General features: G+C 58.7%; 20 protein-coding genes. 9 read left to right on the top strand and 11 right to left on the bottom strand.

The window, feature by feature from the left end; genetic code table 11:
- Nucleotides 1-2: 2 nt before the first annotated feature.
- From mraZ to MK6180000_RS04070, 3 genes are all read right to left on the bottom strand, one after another.
- Nucleotides 3-506, bottom strand: coding sequence for a division/cell wall cluster transcriptional repressor MraZ (mraZ, locus tag MK6180000_RS04080; RefSeq protein WP_138933576.1), 504 nt, complete (start codon nt 504-506; stop codon nt 3-5).
- Nucleotides 507-1,338: 832 nt separating this feature from the next.
- The gene (locus tag MK6180000_RS04075) at nt 1,339-1,578 is read right to left on the bottom strand and encodes a DUF2842 domain-containing protein (RefSeq protein ID WP_138933575.1); all 240 of its coding nucleotides are present in this window, start codon (nt 1,576-1,578) and stop codon (nt 1,339-1,341) included.
- A gap of 23 nt (nt 1,579-1,601) precedes the next feature.
- Nucleotides 1,602-2,897 carry an adenylosuccinate synthase gene (locus MK6180000_RS04070; RefSeq protein ID WP_138933574.1) on the bottom strand — a complete coding sequence of 432 codons (1,296 nt, stop codon included), beginning with the start codon at nt 2,895-2,897 and terminating at the stop codon, nt 1,602-1,604.
- Nucleotides 2,898-3,044: 147 nt separating this feature from the next.
- On the opposite strand from MK6180000_RS04070, the gene MK6180000_RS04065 reads away from it, so the two are divergent.
- From MK6180000_RS04065 to MK6180000_RS04055, 3 genes are all read left to right on the top strand, one after another.
- Nucleotides 3,045-3,440, top strand: a complete 396-nt coding sequence (locus MK6180000_RS04065; protein ID WP_138933573.1) for a DUF6524 family protein — start codon at nt 3,045-3,047, stop codon at nt 3,438-3,440.
- 112 nt (nt 3,441-3,552) lie between these two features.
- A complete protein-coding gene (gene secG / locus MK6180000_RS04060) occupies nt 3,553-3,912 on the top strand; it encodes a preprotein translocase subunit SecG (RefSeq protein WP_138933572.1) in 360 nt (119 codons plus the stop codon).
- A 176-nt stretch (nt 3,913-4,088) separates the two neighbouring features.
- Nucleotides 4,089-5,732, top strand: a complete 1,644-nt coding sequence (locus MK6180000_RS04055) for a CTP synthase (protein WP_138933571.1) — start codon at nt 4,089-4,091, stop codon at nt 5,730-5,732.
- Between the two features lie 56 nt (nt 5,733-5,788).
- On the opposite strand, the gene MK6180000_RS04050 is transcribed toward MK6180000_RS04055, so the two are convergent.
- Nucleotides 5,789-6,463: a sulfotransferase family 2 domain-containing protein gene (locus tag MK6180000_RS04050; RefSeq protein WP_138933570.1), complete on the bottom strand. Its 675-nt coding sequence runs from the start codon at nt 6,461-6,463 to the stop codon at nt 5,789-5,791.
- Nucleotides 6,464-6,562: 99 nt separating this feature from the next.
- Nucleotides 6,563-8,569, bottom strand: a complete 2,007-nt coding sequence (locus MK6180000_RS04045) for a tetratricopeptide repeat protein (RefSeq protein ID WP_171054539.1) — start codon at nt 8,567-8,569, stop codon at nt 6,563-6,565.
- A gap of 80 nt (nt 8,570-8,649) precedes the next feature.
- Between MK6180000_RS04045 and MK6180000_RS04040 the strand changes: the two genes are divergently transcribed.
- Genes MK6180000_RS04040 through MK6180000_RS04020 form a run of 5 tightly spaced genes read left to right on the top strand, consistent with a single transcriptional unit; the run spans nt 8,650 to nt 13,662 of the window.
- Nucleotides 8,650-10,341, top strand: a complete 1,692-nt coding sequence (locus tag MK6180000_RS04040) for a hypothetical protein (protein ID WP_138933568.1) — start codon at nt 8,650-8,652, stop codon at nt 10,339-10,341.
- A 5-nt stretch (nt 10,342-10,346) separates the two neighbouring features.
- Nucleotides 10,347-11,033, top strand: a complete 687-nt coding sequence (locus MK6180000_RS04035) for an FkbM family methyltransferase (RefSeq protein ID WP_138933567.1) — start codon at nt 10,347-10,349, stop codon at nt 11,031-11,033.
- A 32-nt stretch (nt 11,034-11,065) separates the two neighbouring features.
- Nucleotides 11,066-11,917: a hypothetical protein gene (locus MK6180000_RS04030; protein WP_138933566.1), complete on the top strand. Its 852-nt coding sequence runs from the start codon at nt 11,066-11,068 to the stop codon at nt 11,915-11,917.
- A 34-nt stretch (nt 11,918-11,951) separates the two neighbouring features.
- A complete protein-coding gene (locus tag MK6180000_RS04025) occupies nt 11,952-12,944 on the top strand; it encodes a glycosyltransferase family 2 protein (RefSeq protein WP_342777699.1) in 993 nt (330 codons plus the stop codon).
- A gap of 28 nt (nt 12,945-12,972) precedes the next feature.
- Entirely contained in the window at nt 12,973-13,662 is a 690-nt protein-coding gene (locus tag MK6180000_RS04020) for an FkbM family methyltransferase (protein ID WP_171054537.1), read from the top strand.
- A 5-nt stretch (nt 13,663-13,667) separates the two neighbouring features.
- Here the strand turns inward: MK6180000_RS04020 and MK6180000_RS04015 are convergent, their stop codons facing one another.
- Nucleotides 13,668-15,029: a GSCFA domain-containing protein gene (locus tag MK6180000_RS04015; protein ID WP_138933564.1), complete on the bottom strand. Its 1,362-nt coding sequence runs from the start codon at nt 15,027-15,029 to the stop codon at nt 13,668-13,670.
- Between the two features lie 280 nt (nt 15,030-15,309).
- Nucleotides 15,310-16,392, bottom strand: a complete 1,083-nt coding sequence (gene gmd / locus MK6180000_RS04010) for a GDP-mannose 4,6-dehydratase (RefSeq protein WP_138933563.1) — start codon at nt 16,390-16,392, stop codon at nt 15,310-15,312.
- 260 nt (nt 16,393-16,652) lie between these two features.
- On the opposite strand from gmd, the gene MK6180000_RS04005 reads away from it, so the two are divergent.
- On the top strand, nt 16,653-17,429 hold the full coding sequence (locus MK6180000_RS04005) for a cobalamin-binding protein (protein ID WP_138933562.1): 777 nt from the start codon (nt 16,653-16,655) through the stop codon (nt 17,427-17,429).
- Here the strand turns inward: MK6180000_RS04005 and recN are convergent.
- The 4 genes from recN to ftsZ all read right to left on the bottom strand — a co-directional run bounded on the left by recN (nt 17,426) and on the right by ftsZ (nt 22,983).
- The gene (recN, locus tag MK6180000_RS04000) at nt 17,426-19,075 is read right to left on the bottom strand and encodes a DNA repair protein RecN (protein ID WP_138933561.1); all 1,650 of its coding nucleotides are present in this window, start codon (nt 19,073-19,075) and stop codon (nt 17,426-17,428) included. The two genes, MK6180000_RS04005 and recN, sit on opposite strands and share 4 nt — an antisense overlap.
- 40 nt (nt 19,076-19,115) lie before the next feature.
- On the bottom strand, nt 19,116-20,015 hold the full coding sequence (locus tag MK6180000_RS03995; RefSeq protein ID WP_138933560.1) for an outer membrane protein assembly factor BamD: 900 nt from the start codon (nt 20,013-20,015) through the stop codon (nt 19,116-19,118).
- Between the two features lie 121 nt (nt 20,016-20,136).
- Nucleotides 20,137-21,069, bottom strand: a complete 933-nt coding sequence (gene lpxC / locus MK6180000_RS03990; protein WP_171054536.1) for a UDP-3-O-acyl-N-acetylglucosamine deacetylase — start codon at nt 21,067-21,069, stop codon at nt 20,137-20,139.
- A 264-nt stretch (nt 21,070-21,333) separates the two neighbouring features.
- Nucleotides 21,334-22,983: a cell division protein FtsZ gene (ftsZ, locus tag MK6180000_RS03985; protein WP_138933558.1), complete on the bottom strand. Its 1,650-nt coding sequence runs from the start codon at nt 22,981-22,983 to the stop codon at nt 21,334-21,336.
- Between the last annotated feature and the right edge of the window lie 92 nt (nt 22,984-23,075).

Genomic DNA, 23,075 nt, shown 5'->3' with positions numbered 1-23,075 from the left:
GCCTATTCCCCCTTTGCGCCATCCAGGAAGACGAGCGGATCGAAATCCTTGGGCAACTCATCTAGCCATTCTTCGGTCTTGGCGGCCTCTTCGGCCTCATATGTCTCGGGCTTCCAGATCTGGAACGTGTCGCCGGCGGCAATAAAGAACGCCTCGCCCTCCAGCCCGATCTTGGCGCGCAGCTTCGCAGGCAGCACAAGGCGCCCGGTCTCATCCACGGTGGTCGGAAAGGATTGGCCATGGAACAGACGCTGAAGCATCTTGCGCTCCATTGAGCCGCGGCCCAGCGCGTCAATCTTGGCATCGACCTCGTCTATCGCCTCGACGGTATAGCATTCCAGATAATTGCGGCGGTGATCGCCATATACGATAACCAGCTCGGGCGGCAGGCCTTCTGTCCAGTTCGGGTCAGACGCCTCGATCACACGGCGAAAAAGGGCGGGGATCGAAACCCTGCCCTTCGCATCCACCTTGTGATGGCTTTCGCCTCTGAACCTGCGTGCCACGTTTGCGGCCCCTCGAACTGCCTTGTTTCGTCGTCGCGCCCGTAAAATCGCTCTTAAAACGAAAACGACGGATTGAGCGGCTGCCACTGCTCAATCCGTCGCCCTCGTCCCGCATTTGCGGGGTGTCCAGCTACGCGCGCCACCTGGGGGGATGTCTGCTCGCTGCGCGCCGGATCTCTCTTGTTGGATGAAGGCGGGTGCCTGTATGAAACCTGACTTTGGTTATTATTAAGCGGGATCGTTTAGCGTCCCTTGTCTTCGTTCCGTCCTCATCACGCTTATAGGGATGCCATGGGAAATCATGGGACGCAACGAAAAAATGCACAGCCCACATACTGGATATAGTTATCCACAGGGAAACAAAACAAGATCATGTGACACGGAAATGTGAAGGGACGCATAACCTAGCGGCTAAATTCTGGAATTGCACCACATTTAGCGTCAGCAATAGTGACATAATTTTTTCCCCTATATTCCCATTTTTTGCGTCGGCCCAAGCCTTGATAGGGAAACTGGTGCGCCAATTCACCCACCAAAGGACTACGATCTGGGGGAATCATCCGGAAAAGACCGCAAGATTCGGCAATTTAGAACGCCGCAGTACGCTGGGAGACGAGAAATCCTGCTACATTTGCCCAGCCGTCCCACGGTTTCCCATGGCGCGAGGGTGGCGCGCAGAACTCATTAAGAGGGATGTTTCGAGGTGAGATATCTCACAAGGCAAGAAAAAACGCAGGCGGAATAGCTATATCCAGCCTGCGCAATGCGCGCCCGCCCGCAAAATTCCGCTACTTGTGCTTCTTCTTGCTATAAATATCCAAATCCAGCGGGCTCAGCGCGCGAGATCGTCGGGATGGGGCGCATCGGGATCAGCCTGGCCAATCCCAAGAAAGATAAATTTTAACGGCACGATCCACGCGAACCCGACAATCACATAGACGATTAAGGTTACCCATCTCGGTAGATCGGGCAACCATGCGATCAGGCTGACCGCAGCTATGATGTAGGCTGGCAGTCCAATCAGTAGGATGACCAGCGACCATCGCCGACGCGCCTTATAATTTAGTGCCATGCCGTTCTCCTCCTTGCGCGGCCTCAGTCCGCGAAGGGATCGGTGACCAGCACCGTATCTTCCCGCTCGGGCGAGGTGGAGAGTAGTGCGACCGGACATTCGATCAACTCCTCGACGCGGCGCACATACTTGATCGCGCCGGCGGGCAGCTCGGCCCAACTGCGCGCGCCCTCGGTCGACTCGGACCAGCCGGGCATTTCCTCATAGATGGGCGTGCAGCGCGCCTGCCTGTCGGCGGCCGTGGGCAGATAGTCCAGCACCTCGCCATCCAACTCATAGCCGGTGCAGATGCGCAGGGTTTCAAACCCGTCCAGCACGTCCAGCTTGGTTAGGGCGATTCCCTTGACGCCAGAGGTCGCGCAGGTCTGGCGCACGAGGGCAGCATCGAACCACCCGCAACGCCGCTTGCGGCCTGTCACAGTGCCAAATTCTCGGCCCCGCTCGCCCAGTCGCTGGCCATCTGCATCGTCCAGCTCGGTCGGGAATGGGCCCTCGCCGACGCGGGTCGTGTAGGCTTTGACAATTCCCAGCACATAATTGATCGCGTTCGGTCCCACGCCCACACCAGTGGCCGCCTGCCCTGCAATCACGTTGGAGGATGTCACAAACGGGTATGTGCCAAAGTCTATATCAAGCAACGCGCCTTGCGCACCCTCGAACAAGATACGCTTGCCGGCTTTGCGCTTGTCGTTCAGCACCTTCCAGACAGGCGCAGCATACTGAAGGATCTCCGGCGCGATGTCTTTGAGTTGCTGGATCAGCGCGTCGCGGTCGACCGCTTCAATCCCCAGACCCTTACGCAGCGGATCGTGGTGCTGCAGCGCGCGGTCCACCCGTGCCTCCAACGTGGCATGATCGCCCAGGTCGGCCACACGGACCGACCGGCGCCCGACCTTGTCCTCGTAGGCGGGGCCAATGCCGCGCCCGGTGGTACCGATCTTGGTGCCTTTACACGCGGCCTCTTCGCGGGCGCGGTCCAACTCACCGTGGATCGGCAGAATCAGTGGCGTATTCTCGGCAATCATCAGCGTCTCGGGGGTGATCTCGACGCCCTGCTCGCGAATCTTGGCGATTTCCTGCACCAGATGCCACGGGTCCAGTACCACGCCATTGCCGATCACGCTCAGCTTGCCACCGCGCACCACGCCCGACGGCAGCGCGTTCAGCTTATAGACCTTGCCATCGACAACCAGCGTGTGGCCAGCGTTATGCCCGCCCTGAAACCGGGCGATCACGTCGGCCCGCTCGCTCAGCCAATCGACGATCTTGCCTTTGCCTTCGTCGCCCCACTGGGCGCCCACAACGACCACGTTTGCCATGCCGGACCTCATATCTATCTGGTAAAACCCGCGCCGGGTATAGCGGCGCCCGCCCGGGGGCGAAACCTCTAAATCGGGATGCGCGCACTGGACAGGGGCCGCAGCTATGCCGCAGGTATAGCACGCGCCATATAAGAGGAGACGCAAATGGGATTCGCGCTGCGCTGGCTGATCGCCTTCGCCCTGCTGGCTGCCACGTTTAATCCGACGCGGTGGAACTACGTCAATTGGGCGCGGGATACATATACCGACCAACTTCCACTTGTCGTTCTGGCCGGCCTCATTTTGCTGGTATTCTATGTCGTGTATCTGCGCGCCACGCTCCGCTCTATTGGCGGTTTTGGTATGACGATGGTGCTGGCGATCACTGCTGCCGGGCTATGGGTCCTGCACGACTACGGATTGCTGACCTTGCGGGACACCTCTCAAATGGTGTGGCTCGCGCTGGCCGCGCTGTCGCTGGTCCTTGGCATCGGCCTGAGTTGGAGCCATGTGCGCCGCCGCCTGTCGGGCCAGTCCGACATGGACGACGTGAGCGACTAGTCATCCACCCGTCCCGCCGCACATGGCATCGCGATGCCGGGTTGCGGGGGCGATGGAAATTCCCTAGATACCAGAGCAGATTTTTAGATTTCCCTATCCGGCAGGCCGCTTCATGGAAAACGTCGTTCTCATCGTCCATCTGCTTCTGGCACTATCCTTGATAGGCGCGGTGCTTTTGCAACGCTCCGAAGGGGGCGGTCTTGGCATGGGTGGCGGCGGTGGCGGCGGGCGTGTCGCGGGCCGCTCTTCCGGGACGGCGATGGGCAAGCTGACGTGGATTCTCGCCGGCGCCTTTATTTGCACCTCGATGGTGCTTACGGTGATCGCGGCCAGCAACTCGGCAGGGAGTTCAGTCCTTGACCGCTTGACGGATGCGCCCGTGCGCGAAGAGCAGACAAATGATGGTGGCATTGACGCTACGCTGCCGCCTGCGGCAGGTGACGACGCGCCGGTCCTGCCCACTGCCGACTGATACATCGCAAATTTAGAGCCGCGCATCCGCGGCCAAACATCATCTTGCGGCGCGGTTGCGCGCACGCCTCGAATCCTCTATGGCTCAAATCCCGTGGTGCTACGGTTTTGTGAGACCGGATCGGCACAATTTTCGGCCCGTATTTGAGGCCCATCATCACGGGGGACAGCCAGCCAATGGCACGTTACATCTTCATCACCGGCGGTGTCGTCTCCTCCCTCGGCAAGGGCCTAGCCTCTGCCGCACTGGGTGCCCTGCTGCAAGCGCGCGGATTTTCGGTGCGCCTGCGCAAGCTGGACCCCTACCTGAACGTTGATCCCGGCACGATGTCGCCCTTCGAGCATGGCGAGGTATTCGTCACAGATGACGGGGCCGAGACGGACCTTGATCTAGGCCATTACGAGCGTTTTACTGGCGTGCCAGCCCGCATGACCGACTCGGTCAGCTCCGGCCGTATCTACTCCAACGTGCTGGAGAAAGAACGCCGCGGCGATTACCTTGGCAAGACGATCCAGGTCGTTCCGCACGTCACGAACGAGATCAAGGATTTCCTGCATATTGGCGAGGATGAGGTCGATTTCATGCTGTGCGAGATCGGCGGCACAGTCGGCGACATCGAGGGCCTGCCCTTTTTCGAGGCAATCCGCCAATTCAGCCATGACCAGCCGCGCGGCCAGTGCATCTTTATGCACCTGACCCTCCTGCCCTATCTGGCCGCCAGCGGCGAGCTAAAGACCAAGCCGACCCAGCACAGCGTCAAGGAATTGCAATCCATCGGCATCGCGCCAGACATCCTTGTTTGCCGGTCCGAGCATCCAATCCCGGAAAAAGAGCGCGAGAAGATTGCCCTTTTTTGCAACGTCCGCAAAGAGGACGTCGTCGCCGCCTATGACCTGAAATCCATCTACGAGGCGCCGCTGGCCTACCACCGCGAGGGCCTCGATCAGGCCGTGCTGGACGCGTTCCAGATATCGCCCGCGCCCCGCCCCGATTTGACTATCTGGCAGGACGTGGCCGACCGCATCTATAACACCGATGGCGAGGTCAACATCGCCATCGTCGGCAAATACGTCCAGCTGGAGGACGCCTACAAGTCCATTAAAGAGGCGCTGACGCACGGCGGCATGGCCAACCGGGTCAAGGTAAACGTCGAGTGGGTCGACGCCGAAGTATTCGACACCCAAGAACCGGCGCAGCACCTCGATGGCTTCCACGCCATCCTCGTGCCCGGCGGCTTTGGCGAGCGCGGCACAGAGGGCAAGATCAAGGCGGCCCAATTCGCCCGCGAGCGCAAGATTCCCTATATGGGCATTTGTTTGGGCATGCAGCTGGCAGTGATTGAGGCCGCGCGCAACGTCGCCGGAATGGCCACCGCTGGGTCCGAGGAATTCGACCATGAGGCCGGCGGAAAACGCTTTGAGCCGGTCGTCTATCACCTCAAGGAATGGGTGCAGGGCAACGCCAAGGTCAAGCGCAAGGTCAGCGACGACAAGGGCGGCACCATGCGCCTCGGCGCCTACGATGCGACCCTCATAGAAGGCAGCCGCGTCGCCGAGATTTATGGCACCACTAGCATCGAAGAGCGTCACCGCCACCGTTATGAGGTGGACACCAAGTACCGCGAAAAGCTGGAGGAGCATGGCCTGCGCTTTTCAGGCATGTCCCCCGATGGGCGCCTGCCAGAAATAGTCGAGTGGGCGGATCATCCGTGGTTCATCGGCGTTCAATTTCATCCGGAATTGAAGTCCAAACCCTTTGCCCCCCACCCCCTCTTTAGCGACTTTGTGCGGGCCGCCGTGGAGACGTCTCGCCTCGTCTAGGAAGACGCACGTTATCTAGGTGGCGGGGTTTAGATGCTCAGACTTCGCAGGACGCCTTACAGCGCGTAGCCAAAATACTCTATTTCGCGCGCAAACACCGACCGGACGCGCTTTGCCGCCAGATTGTCGAGGTCAGCGCCGTAGAACTGCTCAAGAGAGTGCGCGTTCTTTGGCCGAATTTCCCCCTTGGCTCTGATCCGGCCAATGGTGATGTCGGGCAGCCCAATCGACGCCGCTACCTCCGAGAATTCCTCTGCGAGGCTCTCAAAGGACAGTATACGATCCACCTGCGGCTTGCCGCTTAGCATGTAGGCATCGAAATCCGAAAAAAAGCTGAGCCGCTCACTTTGTGCGAACTCCAAAAAGTTCTCCTCATCTGGCCGGGACGGATCGACCGGATGTTTTGAGATCCAGAAAAAGAACGCGGAAATTGCCTTGTCCCATGGGTTCCGCTCGACGCAGAACGAATAGTAGCCTTCTGTCTCTTTGCTGAAGTGCCGCGAAACCACGCTGGCAGGAAGGTGCGGATTGCGTGCTCTGATGCCACTGTCCTTTTCACGCAAGATACGGACAAATTCCTTGGAAAACCGCCGGTACTGCGGCTCATGCTCGACCAGTGGGGAGGCCAGATCACCGGGCTCAAGATGCGGGGCAAGTGCACATTCTATTGATGTGCCCGCCGTCTTCTTTGTTTTCACAAACACAAATTTGCGGCTGTGTGAAATGATCATCTGTATCTTCTCCCGCCCGCGGCCAGACTTCTCTTATCGGCGATTAGCATAGAGAGAGGTCTTGTTTCCACTTTGAAATCGCAGGCCGGGGCCAGCCCTTTAGCCACTATTTGCAAGCTTGCGTGCCAGCCTCTCGCCTTGGTTTGAGAACTTTTGAAAAGTGGGTGCAAGCGCGCTGGCGGTTGCGAACGCCTCTATCGCGGGATCAAACTGGCCCTGATCGCTAAGGCAATTGGCTAAGGCCGCGTGAATCGCCGGGGTGGAGCAATCTAAGGACGCCGCCTCGCGGTAATGGTGCAATGCCTCAGCGGGTTTCTCATTTTGCTCAAGGCATCTGGCGAGCATGAAATGACCGAAGGGATTGGACGGCTCCAGCTCTGTCAGCTTTCGCATGTGCCGGATCGCCCGGACCGGCTGATTTGCGGCCCACAGCACCTCGGCGCGGCGCTTGTTCACCAGAAAATCCTCCGGTGCGGCTTCGATCGCTTCGGCTGTCAGGGCACGGGCGGCTTTGGACCTGCCGACATAGTGTTGCAAAAGGCCGCGGAAGCTATCAAAGCCCGGATCGGGCGAGGTTTGGGCAACCAGTGTCCGTATACGCTTGAGAATCTTTTGATCCATCAACAAGCGCTTTGCCTTTCGGTCCAGAACGAGGCTGCGCCATTCAATCGTCAAAAGAGAGAAATCCACCGGCTTTCGTTTTATCATTTTGCGCTGAACAGTCAGGATATCCCTCTGGATGTAGGGCAGACGCTGAGAGCGCAGCAGTTTGATATCAAAGGTAAGATCGGGCCCAGATTTCAATCTGTGCCTCTCCATCAAGGCTGAGCCGGCGACAATAACGTCCGGCAGATGCGGCTTTGCCCAAAACGCGCGCAGCCAAAGCCGCCTTGCGCCGATCGGATCGCCCAACGCCGCATTCACATGAGACAGCAGAGCCATCGCTGAGGCATAATCCTCTTTCCAAAGGCCGGGCGCAGACATGGCTTTGTCGAGGTTGATTTTAGCCTCCTGCCACTGGGACAGATAGATGCAGTTTACCGCATGCAGCAACGGCAGAAACGCGTTGTCGGTGCCGGCCTCCAGCAAGGATTTGCCAATGTCATAGCCTTCCTGCTCCCTGTCATTCATCGCCAGATGGCGAGAAAGGCGAGAAAAAACATGCGCGGCTTCGCTGAGGTTTACGAAATTGTGCAAGCCCCCCCGAAACCGGTCAGCCACCCGGTCATAGGCGTCATTAATCTGCGCGGGCTCCAAGACATCGACAAATCTGCGCCTGTCGCGACCACTCAGCCGCGCGGCCGCGCTACTGAACGCGCTGATAACTGGGGCCACGATCTTCTCAGTACGCGACATCGCATAGAGCTCAAGAAAATCCTGCTGGCAGGGTGTGCAGTCAGATACAGTGATCAGCCCTTTGATCCCGCGGACATTGGGATGCTCTTTTTGCAGCCGCTCGATACTTTCATCCAGATCGGAAAAGACCAGTGCCATCTGAGGCTGGCCAATTTCCAAATGCTTCAGATATAGCTCATCCGGCTCAATCTTGGCAGGCCACATGCCGTGCTTCCAAGGGTCCTCATTCAGGATATCTCCGCGCCGCACGTGGTATGAGACCGACCCGGCCGAGCTTGGGCCAACCGCCTGATCAATTTCGGCCATCTTGCTCGCGACAAGCGAATTCAGTTCGATTTTTTTGATGAATCCGCGATACCGATCCGCGATCTGCTCCTCGTTCTCCCATTGGAACACGGCAACCTCAAAGCCTTCCTCCAGCAAAATATGGTTCCCGCCATTCAGGTGTTTCAGCAGGCGATCCGGTGTCTTGTCCTGAAAAAATGCATGCAACGGCTGGGCGCCATCGCGCATTGCCTCATATTCGTCATTCGAAATGAAATGACGGTCCATATAATCTTGCGAGAAAAGCTCGTCTGGGTTGGCCAGCTTGGGCGCGGCAGCGTTTCGCGGAAACCAGTTGATTAGGTAATCAAAACCAAAATCTTCGGAAAGCCGGATACAGTTCAGGATCATCAGCAAACGCGCGCCCAGTTGATCCCTGCGCAGACAAATGAAATGGCCGCGTTTCTTGGTTTCCACAGTGCTCATGCTTGAAACAGACGCGCCTTGTAGCATTCCATGTACGCGTTGTATAACTCAACCCAAACCGTTAAGAAAGAACTTCATTCATGCCGTCGGCGACGAACACTTTTGTTTTAATTTCATATATTTCAGAAGTGACGCCAGACCTTGAAAAATGGTTGGTTTACCACCTGTCTCTGGGCTTTGACCAAATCGTAATTTACCAGCCGCCGCGCCTATTCAACCAGCCATCCGAAATCGCTGATTTCGAAAATGCGGGGCGCGTCCAGATCAAGCCGTTGACCATTGATGTCGGCACCCCCCTTAAATCTGCAGCCCACACGGAAATGAGCGAGGAGGCATGGCCCGATAACACGCGGGCTATGGCGCTGAACGTCGGAGAATACCTCACCATCGGACCTGGGTTCGGACCCATCGCGCAGGAAGTGTCAGCGCTTGATACCGATTTTGCAGCATGGGCCATGCCGATTGTTGAACAAAAAAACCCAGATAACCAAGCACATGCGGATTTCCGGACCCTGTTCCGCATGGGCGCATTTCACAGCCACAACGGCCAAAGGCCGATTATCCCATCGGACGAGACCGACTGTATATGGCTCGGCGGCTCAGGCCTGAGGATTGACCCGAATTCCGTCCTTTGGGGGGCCGCACAACCGTCGCCGCGCGATACGCTGGGTGCTGTTATCAAGCTCTCGGCAGAGGTTGACCCTACAATGCTTGGTTGCGGGTCGAGGGTCTCAGGGCTCACTGACTATATTAATAACCAATTGCCGCAGCGCCCGTGGTCAGTGGACCAAATTAAGACCTTAGGGCTGTCTGAGAATCCAAGGAAAGACCCTGCCGGCCTTGATCCCACTGCGCTTAACCTCGCCGAAAATCCCGACGGAGCAGACACCGAGGCCAGCCAGCAAGACGTCCCCGACTGGTACACCGAAATCCGTCCCGCTGGCCCTATTCCCGGCTCTTTCAAGCGGCTTGAGCACAGCAGTCTGGTCCTGATCCAGCGCCCCTCGGATACGCTTGTCGTGACATTCGACAACCTCTCTGCTGTTAACAATCTTTCGCCGCAGCGCGCGCCATGGGCGTACAAGGTTTTGCGCCAGCAGGGATGCGCCCATCTGGGGGTGCTGGCGCATCGCAAGGACTGGTTTCGGGAACCGAACCTGATAGCCGAGATGGAGGCCATGCGCGATCAGGGCCTGTTCCGCGGCTACAAAAACGTCATTTTCACCGGCACCTCCATGGGCGGTTTCGCGGCGCTGGCTTTTTCATCACTGTCGCCCGGCGCGCGCGTGCTGGCCTTTAGCCCGCAATCCACGTTGGACGAAGACATCGTGCCATGGGAGACGCGGTTTAGCATGGGCCGGCTCAGAAATTGGCGGCTGCCCTTTTCCGATGCGGCGTTTGAGATTGAGCCCGCAGAGCAGGTTGTCGTGATTTCCGATCCAAATTTCGATCTGGACCAGCGGCATGTTGACCGGCTGACCACTCCGAACGTGATAAAGCTCAAGGCGTGGTACTCCGGCCACTTCTCCCCGGTTTTTCTCAACCGCGCCGACCTTCTCAAGCCAGTCATGACAAAAATGATCGAAGGAACATTGACGGAAGATGTTTTTTACCGGCTATATCGCGGTCGAAGAAAACTCCCTTGGTACAAAAGATCTCTCGAAGAGACGCTTGTGCAAAAGGGGCATAAAGAGCTTGCGTTGCGTGTCGGCCCCGCCTTTCGAAAGGCCAAAAACCGCGACAACGCACCTGAGGCAGTAAAGACGAGGTAGAGCCGGTGCCAGATGGACACATCTATGAATTGAACGGCGTCCGCCTGCCGCATGATGACGCAATCATAACCCCTCAGGTCGCCGCCGCATTGACACGTGGCAATTACGAGCGCCCCGAGGTTCTGGCGACGCCTATGTTTCTGGATCCTGAGGACCGGGTGCTGGAGTTGGGCGCAGGCATTGGCTATATCTCATCGTATATTGCTAAGGTTATCGGCGTCGCCCACGTCACTTGCGTCGAGGCGAACCCTAAGTTGGCCGAATACATTCGCCGGGCGCATGACATGCAGGGCCTCAGCAATACCACCGTCAAAAACTGTGTCGCTGTGTCCGGAAACGCAGACCTCTCGCCCGAAAAAGAGATGAATTTCTACATCAGAGAGCCGTTTTGGTCGTCCTCGCTTGATCCGGGGCGCGATCCTGTCTCGGTCGAGCGGATATCGCAAGAAGTCCTGTCGGACCTGATCAAGGACGCAGGCGCCACCGCCATGATTGTCGACATAGAGGGCGGCGAGCGGGACATTTTTCGCGACGCAGATCTGGGCAGCGTCCGGAAAATTTATGTCGAGCTGCACACCCGCTATATCCGGGCCAGAGGTATCAAGGCCTGTTTCGACGCTCTATCGGCGCAAGGGTTTTACTATGATCAGCGCGTGTCACATGGCGGCGTGGTGCTGTTTCGAAAATTGTGAATGCCCGTGACAGCCGCAAAGGGAATGCGCCGATGAAGCTCTACGATGTCGCCAGCCTTTGGATCGGCCCAGAACTGACCTGGATGGAGCAGATTTGCCTGATGTCCTTTATTGAAAACGGCCATCGCACCATTCTGTATGTCTATGATGAGGTCAAATCAGTCCCAGATGGCGTTGAGGTTCGCGATGCGCGTGAAATCATGCCGACGGATGAGATCATTTATCACGCCAACACAGGCAGCCCCGCGTTTCATTCAGACGTCTTTCGCCTGCGAATGTTAAACCTGACTGACTATCTGTGGATCGACACCGATGCCTATTGCCTAGAGCCGTTTGAGATACCGGATCACGGATTTTTCTACGGATGGGGCACCGACAAGAGGCGAATAATCTGCACCGGTGTTCTAGGGCTTCCAAAGACATCGGAAATCCTGAAATCCATGCTGGATCTGACACAAGACGAATATCCCATTCCACCATGGGCCCCTGCCAAAAGGCAGGAGGAACTGCGCCAACTGAAAGAGGCCGGAAACGGCTTTCACATGTCCCTGATGCCTTGGGGTGTTTGCGGACCCGAGGCGCTGCATTATTTCGCCCACCAGTCCGGCGAAGTGAAGCATGCGTTTGAGGGGCCGGTGCTGTACCCGGTGCCGTTCTCGGCAACCCGTTCTTTTCATCGCCCACATCTGAAGAAAGAGGTTCTGGCCGCAATCACCGATCAGACAATCTCGGTTCATTTCTACGGCAGGCGGTTTCGAAATATTTTCGCGCTTAGTGACGGGATGCCGCTGGATGGCTCCTACGCCGATGACCTGTGCAAGAAACATGAGGTAAATCCGGCGCTCACAGCACATTTATTCGTAAGAAAAGAGCCCGGGGTCTAGGCCAAAACGCCCGGTATCTGCTATTGATACGGACATGAAAGCAGCCATGCCACCATCGCAATTTGTAATCTTCACGACAATGAAGAACGAAGGCCCTTTCATGCTCGAATGGGTCGCGCATAATATGTCGCTAGGCTTTAACGGCATCGTTATCTACACAAACGACTGTGCCGATGGCACGGACCTTATTGCGCGCAGGCTTGAAGAGCTGGGCCTTGCCAGTCACGTCGACAACCCGGTAAAACCCGGCGGCAATCCACAGCATCAAGCGCTGAGACGCGCGCGCAAACATCCCATGGTGATGAACGCGGAATGGCTGATGTGCCTTGATGCGGACGAGTTTATCAACATCACCGCCGGGGCGCGCACCATCCAGTCCCTGATAGAGCACAGCGGCCCCGCCGATGCGATCTCCATGGCGTGGCGGCTGTTTGGATGTGGCGGCGTGGAGGCCTATAGCGACACGCCGATCACCGAGCAGTTTCTGATGGCCGATCACCCTGTCGACTACGCCTCTGGCAGAGCCTTTGGGCTGAAAACACTGTTTCGTAACAATGGTAGCTTTGGCCGATTTGGACCGCATCGCCCCAAGGATACGCCAGATGACAAGCTGGCAGGGATCAAGTGGCGCGATGGCGGCGGGCAGTTATACCCGGCCAAGGATGTCGGCTGGCGGGCCTGGCCCGGATTTACGCACGACTTCGGGCGTATCCACCACTATTCTGTGCGGTCGGTTGAGAGTTTCATGGCGAAAAGGGACAGAGGCCGGACAAACCACATCAACGTCGATCAGGCCGAAACCTATTGGCGGGACATGAATATTAACAAGGTCGAAGACAACAGCATTCTGCCGTTGGCGGACCGCGCAAAACCAAACTTAAGGCGACTGCTGGACGATCCGGTATTGCAGAAACTGCACCGCGACGCCTGTGAGTGGCACCGCGCGAAGATCGCAGATTTGCAAGCCCGAGAAGATTGGGAGCCGTTTCGCAAATGGCTTTATGAAAACAAGATGTCTGCGGTGTAAGCAGACACGAAACAGGGTTGGCAGAACAATGAATTCCAAGAGTGATCTCGCGCCGGTAAAATCCGGCCTGCGTGCCATTGAAATAGTCAAATCCAGATTCAAAAGATTGCCGCGCGGCGTCATTCAAATCGGGGCGCATAACGGGCGGGAGGTCGCCAAGATGTCGCGCTCCGGCGTGACAAAAGCGGTGTTCATCGATCCGCTTGACGAAACCTTTGGCCAACTTGAAGAACGCGTTTTGGAAGTGGACGGCTACCGCGCCATTCATGCCCTGATCGGCGATGAAGACGGCAAGAGCGTGGACTTTAATGTGTCAAGCAACACCGGCGAGTCGTCCAGCTTCCTCAAGCCGAAGAATCACAAAAAAATCAAACCCGACATCCATTTTTCGGAAACCCGTGCGATGAAGCTACGCACCATAGACAAGATATTGCCAGAAAAGGGCATCGCCGCCGAAGATTACGACATGATGTTTATCGACACTCAAGGCGCAGAAAAGCATGTCATTCTGGGGGCGCTCAACACGCTCAAATCTATTGATTTCATCTGGATGGAAGTGAGCATTGGCGACATCTACCAAGGGGACATGCCAATATCGCGTTTCGTCGTGTTCCTAGAGGCCCTGGGCTTTGAGTTGGGGCATTGCGAGATGAAACGCCTCGGTTGGGGGGATGCTCTGTTTGTGCGCCGATCCGTCTTTTCCGCGCAGCAGGACTGATCGCTTTAGCCCAGCGTTTTCTCGATCCGCGCCCTGAAATCCGACCGCGCCGGAAAGAGCTGCGAATGGGTTTTCAGCAGCTTACGTGTCCTGTCCTGATCCTCCGGATGTTGGCTCACCAGTGAGATCAGACGTTGCAAGACCCTTGGCCTCTCTGGCGCGAGCGTCACCCTATCCTCAAGCGCATCGGCGGCTAGGATAAGATGGCCCGCGATTTGCAATGCGTCCGAAATTTGTGCCAATAGCTTGTCTTCCGCCGCAAAAAGCGCGCGATTTTGCGAAAATAGCGTTGCCAATGCGCCCCCCTCCCCCAGCTTGACCAGCAGCCGCGCTGTCGCAAAAACCGCCTCACGCGTCATGGGTGAGCCTTGATAGACTCCGGGCGCATCGAAATCAGGCGCGTAGCTAACCAGCACATTGGACATGATCCGCGCCACAATATCCGGCGAGACATGTCTGTAATCGCCCCTCGCCCAGCAAACCGTGGGGTTCGACAGGATCACGGATTCGTAGGACGGAAAATAATCGACATCCGGCTTGTCCGCGACAAATGTCTCAGCTGCTGCGCGCTGGACCGATTTTGAGTAGGCATTCGCGACCAGCACATCCACATCCCGAAACGTCGAGACAAGCGGCACCGGCGACACAGTCAGCAGCATCTTGAGTGGTTTCGCGCGATGTTTTTTCAACAGCGCGTAAATATCTTCGAGTGCCAGACGCACATCCTCAAATCCCAAAACACGAAATTCGAACCGATCTGGAAACTTTGCGCAAAGTGCCGGTGGCGGCGCAATATTCAGATAAAGACCAAGCTCTTTGTCGAACCAAGTCTCTACATATCCCAGGGTTATGATGACCACATCCGCGTCATTCACCTGCGCCATCGCGTCCAAATAGCGCGTGCGCATGTCCATGATGTCGGCAAGCGGATAGGGCAAGCGGATCAGGCCCAGTTGCGGGTCGCAATAGACACCATCGCGCACAGCATAGATGATGTCCTCACCCGGAAAACTGTCTCTTTCCAGCGCCCATCTCAGGTCATTCAGGATCGACGCCGCGGTGTATTTGTTAAGGAAATTCGATGCCGCGCCGACCTCCTCACCTATTTTTCCAAGGTCGATCTGGCGGCTGAGGACATTCATTCCAGCTTTGTGCAGCGCCCCTTCGAGGTTTCTGGCAAAGCATGATCCTATCGCGAAAATAGAGTCGCTCTTGCCAATGCTAAATGCTGGAGAGACGCTGGGGGACACCAAAGGATAAATCCGCTCGCCGTCTGTATCCGGGGATGGGTATCGCCGCAGCTTGTTATTTCTGGCATTGTCGAACGCCTGACTGGAGGTGCTGGAATACACTGCGTTAGAAGTCATTGCTGAGTCCGGTTTCTGAATTGGGTCTCTTTCTAGGTTGGCATCAAACGCGAAAAAGTATTGAGCGGGCTCGAAGCTCTGTCATTAAATGTGAGATCGCAGAACGGCTGACAACGTAAGCGGCGCTTAATAATTAAAGAATGAACGAACGCCGTGCGCGAATCAACTGCTGACATTCTAAACGGGGCGGTGCATTGCTCTCATTCACCGGCTTCAGCGCCGCGGCCCAGATCTAAGCCTCGGCACTTGGCCACCGCGCGCTGAATTGCCCGCAGGCACATCACGCCAACATGCGCTCGCGTCGTGCGATTGCCAGATCGTTTGCCACCATCTCGGCGCACATCTGCTGCGCGGTTATCTGCGGCTCCCAGCCCAGCATTTCGCGGGCTTTGGTCGGATCGCCCAGCAGCGTCTCGACCTCGGCGGGCCTATAATAGCGCGGATCGATGCGCAGGATGACGTCGCCCACCTTGATGTCGGGCGTCAGATCGGTGCGCACGGCGGTGACGGTGGCAATCTCGTCCAGCCCCTCGCCAGTAAATTCCAGCTCTAACCCCATCTCGGAGGCGGACCAGCGGATAAAATCACGCACTGAATACTGCTTGCCTGTGGCGATTACAAAATCATCGGGCGCCTCCTGCTGCAGCATCATCCACTGCATCCGCACGTAGTCGCGCGCATGGCCCCAGTCGCGCAGCGCGTCGATATTGCCCATATAGAGGCAGTGCTCAAATCCGTGTGCGATATGGGCCAGCCCGCGCGTTATCTTGCGCGTGACGAACGTCTCACCCCGGCGCGGGCTTTCGTGGTTAAAGAGGATTCCATTGCACGCATACATGCCATAGGCCTCGCGGTAATTCACCGTGACCCAGTAAGAATAGAGCTTGGCCACCCCATAGGGGCTGCGCGGATGGAACGGCGTCGTCTCGCGCTGAGGGGTTTCCTGCACCAAGCCGTACAGCTCGGACGTGGAGGCCTGATAGAACCGGCACGTCTTGTCCATCCCCAGAAAACGGATCGCCTCAAGCAGGCGCAGCGTGCCCATGCCGTCGACATCAGCAGTATATTCGGGCGCCTCAAAGCTGACGGCCACGTGGCTCTGAGCGCCGAGATTGTAAACCTCGTCGGGCCGGATCTCTGCCAGCAGGCGGTTCAGGTTCGACGTGTCCGTCAGATCGCCGTAATGCAGCGTGAGCCGCTGGTCCGCTTCATGCGGGTCTTGGATCAGATGGTCGATCCGCTGGGTGTTGAACAATGACGCGCGGCGCTTGATACCGTGCACTTCATAACCTTTTTCAAGCAAAAGTTCGGCAAGATAAGATCCGTCTTGGCCGGTAATACCGGTAATCAGGGCACGTTTCATCTGGTCCACTCCGGGCTCCGGCGCATCCAGCTTGCGCGCCCCAGCTTCTTAAGGGCTGGCCCGCAACGGGGCAAGGCGCCTCTGCTGACATTGGGCAAGTACGGAGGAAACACGCGCAGATAAACGGGCGTCCACGCTTGAAGAGCTGAAAGAGTTTGCTCATGATCGCCCCCGAGTAGACCGAGCGTGTCACAGGGTCCGGCATCCGTTATTGCCGCCGGAGGCTTCCATTCGCGCGCCGCCCGCAAAGGACACGCCCCATGCAAAGCTTTCCGCCGGAACGTATCGTCTGCCTGACCGAAGAGACGGTCGAGACGCTCTATCTGCTGGGCGAGGATGCGCGCATCGTCGGTGTCACAGGCTATGCCGTCCGCCCTGCCCGCGTGCGCCGCGAAAAGCCGCGCGTTGGTGCGTTTACCTCTGCCGACATTCCCAAGATCATGGCGCTAAAGCCAGATCTGGTGCTGACGTTCTCGGACTTGCAGGCCGATATCGCCGCCGCGCTGCTGCGCGAGGGCGTCATGGTGGTGGGCTACAACCAACGCAGCGTCGCGGGTATCCTTGCCATGATCCGTTCACTTGGCGCACTAACCGGCGCGGGCCCGCGAGCCGAGGCGCTGGCCGCCGGTTATGAGGCGCGGCTGGCCGAGGTCGCGGCGCGCAGCCATGGGCGGGCGCGGCCCATCGTTTATTTCGAGGAATGGGACGATCCGATGATATCTGGCATCCGGTGGGTCAGTGAACTGATCGAGATCGCGGGCGGGCGCGAGGCGTTTCCCAAACTAGCGCCGCAGCCTGCGGCCAAGGACCGCTTTGTCACCTCTGCGCAGGTGATTGCGGCGAAACCGGACATCATCATCGGATCTTGGTGCGGCAAGAAACTGCGACCCGAGAAGATCGCTGCGCGCCCCGGCTGGGACGCTATTCCGGCTGTGCGAAATGCGCGTATTCACGAGATTAAGGCACCGCTGATCCTGCAACCCGGCCCCGCTGCGCTGACGGACGGGCTGGATGCGATACTCGCCGCGCTCGGCTAGCCCGCCATCAACGCCTCTGCGGCGGCACGCGCTGCGGGGGTGACCTGGTCGCCCGATAGCATGCGGGCAATCTCGTCTACGCGCTGCCCTTCGTCCAGCGGTGTGACCGTCGAGAGGGTCATGCCCTGCTCCACCCGCTTTTCCACACGCCAGTGATGAGCGGCCAGCGACGCGACCTGCGGGCTGTGCGTGACGACCAACACTTGGCCGCCTTGCGCCAGATCCGCCAAACGGCGGCCCACCGCGTCGGCGGTCGCGCCGCCAACACCGCGATCAATTTCGTCAAAGATCATCGTCAGCCCCGGTTGGCTACCTGTCAGGCAGACCTTGAGGGCCAGTAGAAACCTGCTCAGCTCACCGCCCGACGCAATTTTGCCGAGCGGACCCGACGGGGCGCCGGGGTTGGTGGCGACGCGAAAGGCGACCTCGTCTATGCCATCGGGGCCCGGCGGCACCTCATTCATGGTCGTTTCAAACACCGCACGCTCCATCTTGAGCGGGGCCAGCTCAGCCATAACGGCCGTGTCCAGACGTCCTGCCGCCTCGAACCGCGCGGCGCTGAGGGCAGAGGCAGCATCGTCATAGATCTTGCCTGCGCTTTTCAGATCAGCGCGTAGTTGCTCCAGCTCAGCATCGCCTGCATCCAGGGCGGCCAGCCGCGCCTCCAACTCCTCGGCAAAGGTGCCCAGATCATCGGCGGCCACGTCATGCTTGCGCGCAAGCGCGCGGATCGCAAAGAGGCGTTCCTCGGTATCCTCTAGGTCGGCGGGGTTAAATGCCAGCGCCTCAAGGCAGTCATCGACGCCGCGCGCCGCCTCGTCCAGCTCGACCATGGCGCGGTTGAGGGCGGCGATTGGCGCCTCCAGTTGGCCTTCCAGTTGCGCGCCTGCATCTTCAAGCCAGCGCAGGGCGTCGCCCGCCGCGCCCTCGGCACCATTTCCGCCAAGGGCCGTCGCAGCCTTGGTAATGTCGGCGCGTACCCGTTCGGCGGCTTGCATCATCCGGCGGCTCGCATCCAGCGCGGCATCCTCGCCCGGCTCGGGTGCCATGCTGCGCATCTCTGCGACTGCGTGGCGCAAGTACTCCTCTTCGCTGCGCACGGCATTGAGGGCGGCCTCGGCCTTGGCCAGCGCCTTCTGCGCGGACTGCCGCGCGTTCCACGCATCACGCGTATCGCGGCGCAAATCGCCCGTCTGGCCATAATCGTCCAGCAGCGCCCGGTGCCCCCGCGCATTCAGCAGGCCGCGGTCGTCATGCTGGCCATGCAGTTCAACCAGCGTATCGCTGAGGCTGCGCAGCACCTCGCCTGAACAGCGGCGGTCGTTGACCCATGCAGTTTTGCGGCCCTCGGCGGTATTGATCCGGCGCAGGATCAGCTCCTCGCCGCCGGGCAAGCCTGCCTCATCCAGCACGGCATGCGCTGCGTGCCCCTCCGGCAGATCGAACACGGCTGTTACCTCGCCCTGCTCGGCACCGCTGCGCACCAGCTCGGCTCGGCCGCGCCAGCCCAGAACAAAACCGAGGCTATCGAGTAGGATCGACTTGCCTGCCCCAGTCTCGCCAGTCAACGCATTCAGGCCCGGCTGAAACGCAAGGTCCAGCCGGTCGATGATTAACATGTCGCGAATATCAAGACTGCGCAGCATTGCCTAAACCCGCTGGGTGGGCATCAGCCCACCGCCTGCATTACAGCCATTGGCCCTTGATCATCTGGCGGTACACCTGAGCCAACCAGTTATCGCCCCGCGCCTCAAGCGCAAGTCCGCGGCTGGTCAGCAGCTTGTAGCTGTCCTCATACCAAGGGGTCGACCGGAAGTTATAGCCAAGGATCGCGCCGGCGGTTTGCGCCTCATCGGTCAGACCCAGCGAGACATAGGCCTCCACCAGTCGGTGAAGCGCCTCGGCGGTGTGCGATGTGGTCTGGAAATCCTCGACCACGACGCGAAAGCGGTTGATCGCAGACGTGAAATGATCACGGCGCAGGTAATAGCGGCCTACTTCCATTTCCTTGGCGGCCAAATGGTCGAACGCAAGGTCGAACTTCAGCATGGCCGAGCGGGCATACTCGCTGTCCGGATAAACCTCAATCACCGTCCGCAACGATTGCAACGCCTGAAAGGTCAGGCCCTGATCGCGGCCCACTTCGTCGATCTGGTCATAATAGCTGAGCGCCAGAAGATACTGCGCATAGGCCGCATCCTCATCCGTGGGATAGAAGTCGATGTATCGCTGCGCGGCACTGCGGCTCGCCTCATAATCGCGGTCGCGGTGGTACGAGTAGGCCTGCATGATGATCGCACGCTTCGTGAGGTCGGAATAGGGATAAAGGCGCTCAATCTCGGCGAAGCTCTTGGCGGCCACCGCAGGCTTGTTAGCGGCCAGATCGTACTCGCCCCGCTCAAATATCTGCTGAGCGGTGAAATTCTCATAATCGACATCGCCGCGCTCAACCTTGCCGGTGATCCCGCCGCATGATGCCAGCGCAGCAGTCAAAAGGACGACGCCCGCGCCCTTGGCCGCCAGTGCAGCCGCCTGTTTTGCCGCCAGTTTTACGCGCTGTGCTGCGCCCTGTCTGCCAAACGTCATGCCTGATATGCCCTTCTACGCCTCTGATCGGTTTGTAGCCCAATAGCGGGGCCTGTGCCAGCACGGAATCTGGCCCAAAATCCGGGACTTGGATGGTTTGAAACGAATATAGGGATAGGTCTTAGGCGACTTGTGGCACTTCGCCCCAATGCACGCCCGCGCCGGGCAGCTTGGCCGCCAACGTGGCGTCGCAAGTGACCCATTCAACTGCGCCCGGCTGTGCGAACAGCGCATGCAGCAGATCGTTCGTCAGGGCATGACCGGCCTTGTAGCCGTGATAATGCGCCAAAAGGGGTGCACCAGCCAGCGCCAGATCGCCAAGTGCATCCAGCATCTTGTGGCGCACGGCCTCGTCCCCGTGGCGAAGACCCCCGGGGCTAAGGATGTGCGCGCCATCGACGACAACTGCATTTTCCAGCGAGCCACCCAACGCCAGACCGCTGGCGCGCATAGCATCCACATCCGACTTGCGGCAAAATGTCCGGCTGCTGCTTAGCTCGCGGACAAAACTGCCGTTGGCCATATTCAACACTTTTTTCTGCACACCGATCGCGGCGTCATCAAAGGCAATGTCAAATTCGATCGTCAGCGTGTCATTTGGCGTCAGCCGGGCCCATGCATCACCGCGACGCACCTCTACAGGGCGCAATACCCGCAGGGCCCGCACCGGGCTGGACAGCCGCTTGACGCCAGCCGCCAAGATGCCGCGCACGAACGCGAGTGAGCTGCCATCAAGGATGGGTACTTCGGGACCGTCGACCGTGACCAGTGCATTATGAATACCGCAGCCCATCAGCGCGGCCATCACATGCTCAATCGTCGAAATCTGCACACCATCCGCATTTTCCAAGCGGGTGCAGAGCGGCGATTGGTGTACGAGATTCCATAGCGCAGGGATATCAGCAGACTTGCCCCCATCCCCTGCGACGCAATCGAGACGACGAAACACGATACCCGCACCCACACCGGCAGGACGGATCACCAGACGCGCAGGGCGGCCCGAGTGAAGGCCGACACCGTCGAACGTGATTGGGGTTGATACCGTATTTTGCAATTCAATCTCTTCAGGTTTGGTGATGCCGCAACTCTTGCCGCTTTCATTAACGAGGATTTAAGGCGAGTGCGGCCAAGGCTCAACTCAATCTTTGCAACGGTCTGAAACATGACGGGTAGGAACTTGGGCGATATTTCGCCAAAGTGCCTTAAACCCAAACGTGTCAGTAGCTTACAGGCTGGTTTATACGTGAATTATCACAAAAAAAGACCGCCCGTAGGCGGTCTTTTCTGGGTATTGTATCGCCTTAGGCGACCCTTGGGATCAGTTGGCCTGACGGCGCAGGAAAGCCGGGATCTCAATTTGCTCGTCGCGATCGTCTTCAGGCTCGATACGAGCGGGCTGCTGGGCTTGCACGCTGGGTTGCTGACGCGGCTGGCGCGGGGCCTCAGCCTCGGCTGCGTGGCCTGTCATCCGGTTCAGCAATGAGTTGATGCCAAACCGCTGACGCTCGGGCGCTTGCTGCTGGGCTTCATGCGCTTGTTGATGGGATGCGCGGGCCTGCGGCGTTTGCGCACCTTCGGGACGGCGCGATGCGGCATTTCCGACAGCGTTGTGCAGACGTGCCATTGCCTCGGCCGAAGGCGTGCCGGGCGTGGGCGCGCGCGGTGCAACATATGCGTTCAGATCCTCATCCTCGTCTGCCGCGCGGGGCGCGTAGGCGGGGGGAGGCAGATCATCATCTACTTTTGCTGCAGGCTGATACCGCTCTTCGCGCGGCTCAAAGATGTCCTCCATCTGCTCCTCAGCGGCGACGCGTTCGGCCTCAGTCGGGGTGAACAGCGACGGCTCTTCGATTTTCTGAGCGGCAACCGGCTCGGGCTGTTGCTCGGGCGCGGGCGCGGCTGCAGAACGCGCAGCAGCCTCTTCATGACGCTCCGCAGTTGTCTGCTGGCGCAGCGGCTGTGCCAGCGAGCGGCGGGGCACGGGCAACTCGCCATTTGCTGGCGCGGCATCAATGCCGGTCGCCACAACGCTGACGCGCATCATGCCTTGCATGGCCGGATCCATGGTGGAGCCGACGATAATGTTCGCCTCGGAGTCTACTTCTTCGCGGATGCGGTTTGCCGCCTCGTCCAACTCGAACAGGGTCAGATCGGTGCCACCCGTAATATTGATCAAGACACCTTTGGCGCCCTTGAGGCTGATTTCGTCCAACAGCGGGTTGGCGATGGCCTTTTCGGCGGCCTGGATTGCGCGATCCTCGCCCTCGGCCTCGCCGGTCCCCATCATCGCCTTGCCCATCTCGTCCATTACGGCGCGAACATCGGCAAAATCGAGGTTGATCAGGCCGGGACGCACCATCAGATCGGTGACGCCCTTGACGCCCTGATAAAGTACGTCGTCCGCCATCGAGAACGCCTCGGTGAACGTGGTTTTCTCATTGGCCAGGCGAAACAGGTTCTGGTTCGGAATGATGATTAGCGTATCGACGACCTTTTGCAGCGCCTCAACGCCGTCCTCGGCCTGCTTCATCCGCTTGCCGCCCTCAAACTGGAAAGGCTTGGTCACGACGCCGACAGTCAGAACACCCAACTCGCGTGCGGCCTGTGCGATGATCGGCGCGGCGCCCGTTCCTGTGCCGCCGCCCATTCCGGCAGTGATAAAGCACATATGCGCGCCTGCCAGATGATCGACAATCTGTTCGATGCTTTCTTCGGCAGCGGCTGCGCCGACCGATGCGCGGGCACCAGCGCCCAAACCTTCGGTCACTTTGACACCCAGTTGGATGCGGTTGTCCGCGTTCGACTGCTGTAGCGCCTGGGCGTCCGTATTAGCGACGACGAAATCGACACCATCCAGCTGCTTTTCGATCATGTTATTGACCGCATTGCCGCCTGCGCCGCCGACTCCGAAAACGGTGATCCGAGGTTTCAGATCGTCGCGTCCGGGCATGGTGAGATTCAATGTCATTGCTCTGTCCGCCTGTGCTTGCGCCCACATTCGCGGGCCATTTTTCCTGCCTTAACTCACATTAATATCGGGCATATCCCGGATCGTCACCT

Origin of the sequence: Roseovarius arcticus (assembly GCF_006125015.1) — a bacterium.
In the GTDB taxonomy this organism is placed as follows: Bacteria; Pseudomonadota; Alphaproteobacteria; order Rhodobacterales; family Rhodobacteraceae; genus Roseovarius; species Roseovarius arcticus.
This window is presented reverse-complemented; position numbering and strand designations above follow the sequence as displayed.

Bases quoted from the DNA above. Each gene is read 5' to 3' on its own strand.
- secG (WP_138933572.1), top strand. From the start codon at position 3,553: ATGGAAAACGTCGTTCTCATCGTCCATCTGCTTCTGGCACTATCCTTG.
- gmd (WP_138933563.1), bottom strand. From the start codon at position 16,392: ATGAAACGTGCCCTGATTACCGGTATTACCGGCCAAGACGGATCTTAT.
- MK6180000_RS04075 (WP_138933575.1), bottom strand. From the start codon at position 1,578: ATGGCACTAAATTATAAGGCGCGTCGGCGATGGTCGCTGGTCATCCTA.
- MK6180000_RS04030 (WP_138933566.1), top strand. From the start codon at position 11,066: ATGAAGCTCTACGATGTCGCCAGCCTTTGGATCGGCCCAGAACTGACC.
- ftsZ (WP_138933558.1), bottom strand. From the start codon at position 22,983: ATGACATTGAATCTCACCATGCCCGGACGCGACGATCTGAAACCTCGG.
- MK6180000_RS04050 (WP_138933570.1), bottom strand. From the start codon at position 6,463: ATGATCATTTCACACAGCCGCAAATTTGTGTTTGTGAAAACAAAGAAG.
- MK6180000_RS04065 (WP_138933573.1), top strand. From the start codon at position 3,045: ATGGGATTCGCGCTGCGCTGGCTGATCGCCTTCGCCCTGCTGGCTGCC.
- recN (WP_138933561.1), bottom strand. From the start codon at position 19,075: ATGCTGCGCAGTCTTGATATTCGCGACATGTTAATCATCGACCGGCTG.
- MK6180000_RS03995 (WP_138933560.1), bottom strand. From the start codon at position 20,015: ATGACGTTTGGCAGACAGGGCGCAGCACAGCGCGTAAAACTGGCGGCA.
- MK6180000_RS04025 (WP_342777699.1), top strand. From the start codon at position 11,952: ATGAAAGCAGCCATGCCACCATCGCAATTTGTAATCTTCACGACAATG.
- MK6180000_RS04015 (WP_138933564.1), bottom strand. From the start codon at position 15,029: ATGACTTCTAACGCAGTGTATTCCAGCACCTCCAGTCAGGCGTTCGAC.
- MK6180000_RS04070 (WP_138933574.1), bottom strand. From the start codon at position 2,897: ATGGCAAACGTGGTCGTTGTGGGCGCCCAGTGGGGCGACGAAGGCAAA.
- MK6180000_RS04040 (WP_138933568.1), top strand. From the start codon at position 8,650: ATGCCGTCGGCGACGAACACTTTTGTTTTAATTTCATATATTTCAGAA.
- MK6180000_RS04005 (WP_138933562.1), top strand. From the start codon at position 16,653: ATGCAAAGCTTTCCGCCGGAACGTATCGTCTGCCTGACCGAAGAGACG.
- MK6180000_RS04055 (WP_138933571.1), top strand. From the start codon at position 4,089: ATGGCACGTTACATCTTCATCACCGGCGGTGTCGTCTCCTCCCTCGGC.
- MK6180000_RS04020 (WP_171054537.1), top strand. From the start codon at position 12,973: ATGAATTCCAAGAGTGATCTCGCGCCGGTAAAATCCGGCCTGCGTGCC.
- MK6180000_RS04045 (WP_171054539.1), bottom strand. From the start codon at position 8,569: ATGAGCACTGTGGAAACCAAGAAACGCGGCCATTTCATTTGTCTGCGC.